Below are 6,682 nucleotides of genomic sequence, written 5' to 3' on the forward strand. Positions count from 1 at the left end.
TTACGTAATCGATTACGTCATGAGCATAGGAGATCGCTCTCCACTACACAGAGTCACGTGAAATCAATTGGGTCGGCAGTAAGATCGACTTTTTATCTGATCGCTTCTGATGCCCTTTCTCGATCCGCTCCAATAAAACATGGACCGCCTTCTCCCCTATTTCATAGGATGGCTGCTCGACGACGGATAGTGGTGGGGTCGTAATTTTCATCCAATCATAATTATCAAAGCCGATAATCGCGATTTCTTCTGGGATGTTGATCTGATGTTCATTGATGTACCGCAATGCTCCCATCGTCATTACATTATTCGACACAAACAAGGCCGTAACCTGCTCCTCTGAGATTAATTTCTTGGCCAAATTGTACCCTTCCTGAAAATTAGGATGACCTTCTTTAATAAAAGTTGGCTTTACTTCCAAATGATAGCGTTCATGGGCTTCCTTATACCCTCGCAACCGTTCATCACTCGTTGTAATCCCTAAATAGCCTGAAATAAAGCCAATTCGCTCGTGCCCTTTCTTAATGAGTGTTTCAATCGCTTGGAACGTGCCTTGATACCCATCGGCCATCACCAGATCGCCGTCATAGCCCTGCGGTTTCCGGTCGATAAAGACGACGGGGTAATCCCCGGAAAAAACGCCGTCATACTGAGAGATGTCGGAAGCCGTCGGTGCAATGATGAGTCCATCAATTAACTGGGTATTAAAAAGTTTAATTTGCTCAAGCTCCGTCTGCAGATCTTCATGGGAATTCCCTAAAATGAGGTTATAGCCTTTCTGTTTCACAATTGTTTCAATCCCATTTGCGATCGACATAAAAAAGAAATTTGACGTGTCCATATGCAGCATCGGCACGATTAGCCCGATCGTCATAGATTTCCGACTGCGCAAGCTTTTCGCGACTAAGTTTGGCTTATAGTCTAGCTCCTTCATCGCTTGAAAGACTTTCACCTTCGTTGATTCTGATACAAACCTCGTCTCATTAATCACATGAGAGACGGTTGCGGTTGACACATTTGCTTTTTTTGCCACATCCTTAATACTCGCCATAAGTTCTCCTCTTTCGAAGCGCTTTCATCATTGATTTAAATACTACGTAATCGTTTAAATGAAGCTTATAATATTCCGAACTTTTTGTCAATGGAGGAATAAAAATAATCAGAAAACCCTTTGCCCTTATTTAGTTAAGTTTTTGTATCCGTTTCTCTTTTTCTTGCTAAAGCTCATTCACTTTATTTAAGTAAGGAACCACCCAATAATCTGCCACTCGATCAACCTCTCTTTTCTCCATAAACAATATTTCATTAGTCTCTTGATTTCTTGAATATAGATAAATATGATCTTGATCATAAGTATAATAAACCCCTACACGCGGAAAGCCCTTTTTATATACATAAGGGGCTACAATTTCAGATTCAGTCACACCTTCACTTTCCATTACATGTTCAACTACATCTTGTGTAAGATGATTATACATAATCATGTTTGGAATAAAGAAAGCGCCGGCTAACAGCAAAATTATGAATACAAACAAAAACCACCATTTTCCCTTCACTAGGAACCTCCTACTTTAGTGACCACTTTCCCTCTCGGCAAGTAAGGAACGATGGAAGGCTGATTGATCAGACCGTTCATCTCACTTGAAAAGTGTATGTACTCCTCTGCTTTTTCTCGAGCCATCCACGTAATCTCTTCAATTTCTTCTGGAATTGAAATGTTCAGCTGTCCACCGATGATAGTTCCTTGAAACATAAAGAAAATTACGTGGTGCTGACTCTCCTCGAAAAAAACTTCACTGATGGAAAAGGTCCCACCCACTTCCACGTCAAGTCCGGTTTCCTCTTTCACTTCCCGAATCGCGGCTTTTTCCAAGGTTTCACCCGGTTCCACCATTCCACCTGGAAGCGTGTAATAAGAATCGGCTTTTCCTTTGTTTTTCACCATAAGTACGTTCTCTTTCTTTTCATCAAAAAGCAGCACATAGGCCACATCTACTCATTTCATCGGCAATCCTCCTTTGTTTAATCCCCTCTTAAAGCGGTGACGTTCTACTATTGTTGCTTCTACCTTAGCAAAATCTTCTTGTAGTTATGATTTTAAAGCTGTCGTTTTTCCCATGTCCGTGCCCGAAAGGCTCATCGAACGAATAGAGACGAGAAAAACGATTCCGACAAGGACCTCGAAAAATCCAGTAACCACGGGTACGTATTTCAGCCCAAAACCTGAAATAATAAGACCTGTCAAAAAGGCTCCTAGCTGCTTCACTCATCCTCTCTCATTCTAGCATAGACATTGTCACATTGTGGTATTTTCGTTAAGATGAGGGTAAAAAGGAGCGGATCGGTTGACCATTATCAAAAACATTGGGCGTTACTGTCCAACAGATAAGCAAGGGTTTATCTTAAATGACGCGAGTGTAGCCAAGATTCAACCTGAACACATGACGCTCATCGAGGATGTGGTAGAAGACTATCGGCTACATATGGGGGATCACATCCATAGTCTCTATATTAGAGGTTCCATTCCTCGTGGTTTAGGGATATACGGAGTGTCTGATTTGGATACTCTTGCTGTTACCCATGTCGCCCCGGGGTCATTAGATTTACGATGGGTAGAGGAGGCGGAAAGAATACGGAATCATCAATATCAAGGTGTAAACGGAATAGAGTTCAGTTTTTATAGCTTAAAAGATCTATTAAACAAGACTATAGCATTTGTGTATACGGCGATGATTTAGCGAACCATCTACCATCCTTTAAAGCCGATAAGGCACTCGGAAATGAACACCTTTTGCCGTTAAAACAGCAAATCATTCGAGCAAAAGAAGACCTTTTGGATAATGAAGATCGTGCAGATATTATTGATTGTTGCATCTGGATTATGAAGCTCATCGTTCGAGCTGGACTCGCACTAGTCATCGAGAAAGAGCACCGTTACACAAGAGACTTATACCCAGCGTATCAAATCTTTGCTAAACATTATCATGAGAAAGGAGCTGAGATGAAACAAGCCTTACAATACGCGATTGCCCCAGTCGACAATCCTAAGGAAATCAGCCGATTTTTAGAACACTTCGGCAGCTGGATGATAGAAGAGTCTGAGAAATGGCTAGAGGTTCACAACCCTACTAGATTGAAACATTAGAAGAATGCGGGGGATGATTGAGATGGATACAAACCGCCTATCCGCGTGGTTCAACACGTTTGCAAAAGCTGAATGTGCATGTTCGAGTGACCTTTACGAATATTTGTCGCTCAAAATCGCGGAGGATCATGACTTACTGGCATTGAGTTCGAATGCGAAAGAAGGACAGCCTGTCCCGAATTTATTTTTTGGCGTGATTCATTTCCTTCTCCTTAACGGGGTGGAACACCCATTATGCGAGTTTTACCCTAGCATCGTTGAGAAACCACAACCACCTCAAAAAAGCTTTCCGTACTTCAAGAGCTTTTGTTTAACCTATAAAGATCAATTGATTTCACTCTTAAACGAAAGAAAAGTACAGACAAATGAAGTGAGGCGTTGTGGCTATTTATATCCGACTTTCTTCTATATTTATGAGAAGGTGAAAAAGCCATTAGCATTGATTGAAATCGGAACGAGTGCAGGATTTCAGCTATTATGGGATCATTACTCCTACTCTTATCATGCGGATGAGCGGTATGGAAATCATCATTCGGCGGTACACATTTTCTCAGAAATAAAAGGGAAAAACATGCCCCCTCTTCCCAACGTGAGTCCTCCTGTTACGTATCGATATGGACTGGATTTACACATCAATGATTTATCAAAAACAGAGGATACCTTATGGCTAAAAGCGTTAATCTGGCCGGAGCATCAAGAAAGGCGGGCGTTATTCGAACAGGCTTCCGGCTACGTAAACAAGCATCAAGATGACCTTCACCTCATTGAAGGTGATGGAGTAGAACACCTCCCTCGGATTGTCGAGCACATTCCGAATGATTCGGCTATCTGTATTTTCCATACTCACGTAGCGAATCAAATGCCCCTAGATAAAAAACAAGCATTATTAGCGATCGTTAAAAAGATCGGGAAGAACCGGGATGTGTTTCATCTTTATAACAACATCTGGGACGGAGATCTCCACCTTGACTCCTTCATCTACGGAAAGGAAGATAACGAAATCATTGCCCAAACTGACGGTCATGGAAGATGGTTTAAATGGCTAGCCTAACGATAGGAATGTCCAAGAATTCACCTCGGTTACTTGAATTTTCAAGAGTTCTAGAATCGAAAAACAACGATCACTTCTTGAACCTTTGAGAAGCCCGGACATATGCAGAGGAATGTTTGAAGAATATGCGTATCATTAGAGGATGGAAGACAGCTATAGTAAGGGCTCTGGATCAGGCTAAAGCATAAATTGACTAGACTCTATTTGAAGCAAGATAAAAACAAAGACCCCCGCAATGAAATAGCGGGGGCGCAACGGAACAACGTTTAATTGAGATGCAAACAACATAATCTCACCGAAACTGGTACGTGTTTAATCCCCTTGATTAAACTCTTTTGTAACGGAGATTCCAAGCTTGCTTAATTCCTTATGAATCATATGGCTATCTTCAATCCCTTGGCGATATGCAAACTCTTGCATTAATCCTCCTGCGTAAGTCCAAGCTGCTTCTAAGTCATCAAGAAGCCTTTTCTGCTTTTCAGTCGTTAAGGAGTCTCTTAATAGCTCAAATATACTTGACTTTTTCGCATCAACTGAGATGTATTCTGGATCGCTCATTGCTTTTTCTCGCGCCATTTGATGGATACGTTCTTCCATGATCCCGATAAATGCTTTTTCAACAACCGTTCTCTTAATCATAGCAATCCTCCAATATTTCCCTTTACCAACGGAGAACTCCCTTGCTATAATAATAACAGCACACTCCTGTAAAGGGTTTGTGTGATGGGGAATCCGTTGTCTCTGTGGTAGGGGAGACGGGTTCCCTAATTGCGTTCATTTAGAAGGCTTCTCCAAGTCTTGCTTAATAAGTGAAACAATGTAGTCTTGCATTGTTGTTCCTTCTGTAATTGTTTTAATTTTGACTTCTTTATGCAACTCGTCATCAAGCCTTAGTGTAATTGTTTTTATGTTTTTCACCTCCCTACTGCTTCCAGTTTAACATTCAAACATTCTATCAGTCAAGAATGTTTGAGGTATAATTTTCTAATTTTCTTCTTTAGCTTTTTGGGTTCTCCTTTCAATACTCCTCTATCTAGTTTTCCAGCAAATAAATTGCTTAGAAAGGTAGAGAAACAAAGACCCCCGCAATGAAATAGCGGGGGCGCAATAGATCTTACAGCTCATGTTCAATGTCTTTGTTAAACAAGTGATATTAGCCAAACATGAATAAAAAGAAGCCTGCCCCTAGTATCATTAAACTAACAACCGTCAAAGACGCTAGGGTCATCGAAACAGTATAATCCTTTTTTGCATAAGTTATAATTTGAATAGGTTACACTTAGTTGGACAGTTTCGTTAAGGTCATATACACTTGATTCAAATAAACTCTGAGGAGAATCAAACATGACCAAGCGTCCGAGAAGAAGCTATACAAAAGAATTTAAGGATCAAATCGTTCAACTTCATGTTTCTGGCAAGCCCCGTGCAGAAATTATCAAAGAATACGAGCTGACGCCTTCTGCCTTTGATAAGTGGGTTCGGCAGCACCAGAACAGTGGATCCTTTGAAGAAAAAGACAACCGTACACCCGAACAGGAAGAGTTGATTCGGCTGCGGAAAGAGAATCAAAAGCTTGCCATGGAGAATGATATTTTAAAGCAAGCCGCGCTGATCATGGGACGAAAGTAGATGTGATTCGGAACAACCGCCACAAATACTCGGTATCAGCAATGTGCGATGTCCTGCAAATGGCCCGAAGTACGTACTATTATGAAGCAAAAATTCGAGACGACCAGGATGAAGAGTTGTCGGAACTGATCGTTGATATTTTTAAGAACAGCCGTGATAACTACGGCCAAAGAAAGATTAAAATTGAGCTAAGAAAGAAAGGCTGGACTGTATCAAGACGCCGTATTGGGCGGATTATGAAGGAGCAGGGCCTGGTTTCCAAATATACAGTAGCTCAGTTTAAACCAGCAAAAACAAGCTGTAATGAATCAGAAATTGGGAATACACTAAACCGGGAGTTTAATCAGGAGCAAGAACTGAAAGTCGTTGTCAGTGATCTAACCTACGTACGTGTTCAACAGAAATGGCATTATATTTGTGTATTAGTAGATTTATATAATCGTGAAATTATTGGCTACAGCGCAGGTCCTCATAAAAGTGCTGAGTTAGTTCAACGTGCCTTTGCATCGGTTAAATACAATCTTCAGCGCCTCGAATTATTCCACACGGACAGAGGAAGTGAGTTTAAGAACAAACTTATCGATCAGGCATTAGAAACCTTTGGCATTGAGCGTTCATTGAGTGAGAAAGGAACGCCCTATGATAACGCCGTCGCAGAAGCCACATTTAAGACGATCAAAACAGAGTTCGTTCGTGGTGCGGTTTTTTCTAGCCAACAGGAACTTGACCTTGAACTTTTTGACTACGTTCACTGGTTCAATACTATTCGAATTCATGGATCATTAGATTACTTAACACCGACTGAATACAAGTTAATGAACCTTTAAATAATTGTCCGATTTAGTGTTGACATTCCA

Annotated in this window: 9 protein-coding genes; 4 read left to right on the plus strand and 5 right to left on the minus strand. The window is 41.0% G+C overall.

Going from position 1 to position 6,682, the window contains the following annotated elements:
- Window positions 1-43: 43 nt before the first annotated feature.
- The 4 genes from E2L07_RS03790 to E2L07_RS20725 all read right to left on the minus strand — a co-directional run bounded on the left by E2L07_RS03790 (window position 44) and on the right by E2L07_RS20725 (window position 2,266).
- On the minus strand, window positions 44-1,051 hold the full coding sequence (locus tag E2L07_RS03790) for a LacI family DNA-binding transcriptional regulator (protein ID WP_134228889.1): 1,008 nt from the start codon (window positions 1,049-1,051) through the stop codon (window positions 44-46).
- Window positions 1,052-1,217: 166 nt separating this feature from the next.
- A complete protein-coding gene (locus E2L07_RS03795) occupies window positions 1,218-1,556 on the minus strand; it encodes a hypothetical protein (protein WP_134228890.1) in 339 nt (112 codons plus the stop codon).
- Window positions 1,556-1,990, minus strand: coding sequence for an NUDIX hydrolase (locus E2L07_RS03800; RefSeq protein WP_338121468.1), 435 nt, complete (start codon window positions 1,988-1,990; stop codon window positions 1,556-1,558). The genes E2L07_RS03795 and E2L07_RS03800 overlap by 1 nt, the downstream gene beginning before the upstream one ends.
- 99 nt (window positions 1,991-2,089) lie before the next feature.
- The gene (locus E2L07_RS20725) at window positions 2,090-2,266 is read right to left on the minus strand and encodes a hypothetical protein (RefSeq protein WP_166740012.1); all 177 of its coding nucleotides are present in this window, start codon (window positions 2,264-2,266) and stop codon (window positions 2,090-2,092) included.
- A gap of 79 nt (window positions 2,267-2,345) precedes the next feature.
- Here E2L07_RS20725 and E2L07_RS21125 point away from each other — a divergent pair, with 79 nt between their 5' ends.
- Genes E2L07_RS21125 through E2L07_RS03810 form a run of 3 tightly spaced genes read left to right on the plus strand, consistent with a single transcriptional unit; the run spans window position 2,346 to window position 4,196 of the window.
- Window positions 2,346-2,738, plus strand: a complete 393-nt coding sequence (locus E2L07_RS21125; RefSeq protein ID WP_243854900.1) for a hypothetical protein — start codon at window positions 2,346-2,348, stop codon at window positions 2,736-2,738.
- Between the two features lie 53 nt (window positions 2,739-2,791).
- The gene (locus E2L07_RS21130; protein WP_243854901.1) at window positions 2,792-3,145 is read left to right on the plus strand and encodes a hypothetical protein; all 354 of its coding nucleotides are present in this window, start codon (window positions 2,792-2,794) and stop codon (window positions 3,143-3,145) included.
- A 22-nt stretch (window positions 3,146-3,167) separates the two neighbouring features.
- Window positions 3,168-4,196: a DUF2332 domain-containing protein gene (locus tag E2L07_RS03810; protein ID WP_134228891.1), complete on the plus strand. Its 1,029-nt coding sequence runs from the start codon at window positions 3,168-3,170 to the stop codon at window positions 4,194-4,196.
- A 312-nt stretch (window positions 4,197-4,508) separates the two neighbouring features.
- On the opposite strand, the gene E2L07_RS03815 is transcribed toward E2L07_RS03810, so the two are convergent.
- On the minus strand, window positions 4,509-4,835 hold the full coding sequence (locus E2L07_RS03815; protein ID WP_134228892.1) for a hypothetical protein: 327 nt from the start codon (window positions 4,833-4,835) through the stop codon (window positions 4,509-4,511).
- Between the two features lie 705 nt (window positions 4,836-5,540).
- On the opposite strand from E2L07_RS03815, the gene E2L07_RS03820 reads away from it, so the two are divergent.
- Window positions 5,541-6,652 (plus strand): IS3-like element IS655 family transposase gene (locus E2L07_RS03820; RefSeq protein ID WP_134228893.1). Its coding sequence is split into 2 segments (ribosomal slippage): window positions 5,541-5,790 and window positions 5,790-6,652, totalling 1,113 coding nucleotides; the frame shifts between segments, so codons are not numbered across the junction.
- Window positions 6,653-6,682 lie beyond the last annotated feature (30 nt).

It is taken from the genome of Halalkalibacterium halodurans (assembly GCF_004376175.1).
GTDB lineage: Bacteria > Bacillota > Bacilli > Bacillales > Bacillaceae_D > Halalkalibacterium > Halalkalibacterium halodurans.

Excerpts from the sequence above, each read along its gene's own strand:
- E2L07_RS03790 (WP_134228889.1), bottom strand. The coding sequence starts at position 1,051 with ATGGCGAGTATTAAGGATGTGGCAAAAAAAGCAAATGTGTCAACCGCA.
- E2L07_RS03815 (WP_134228892.1), bottom strand. The coding sequence starts at position 4,835 with ATGATTAAGAGAACGGTTGTTGAAAAAGCATTTATCGGGATCATGGAA.
- E2L07_RS03810 (WP_134228891.1), top strand. The coding sequence starts at position 3,168 with ATGGATACAAACCGCCTATCCGCGTGGTTCAACACGTTTGCAAAAGCT.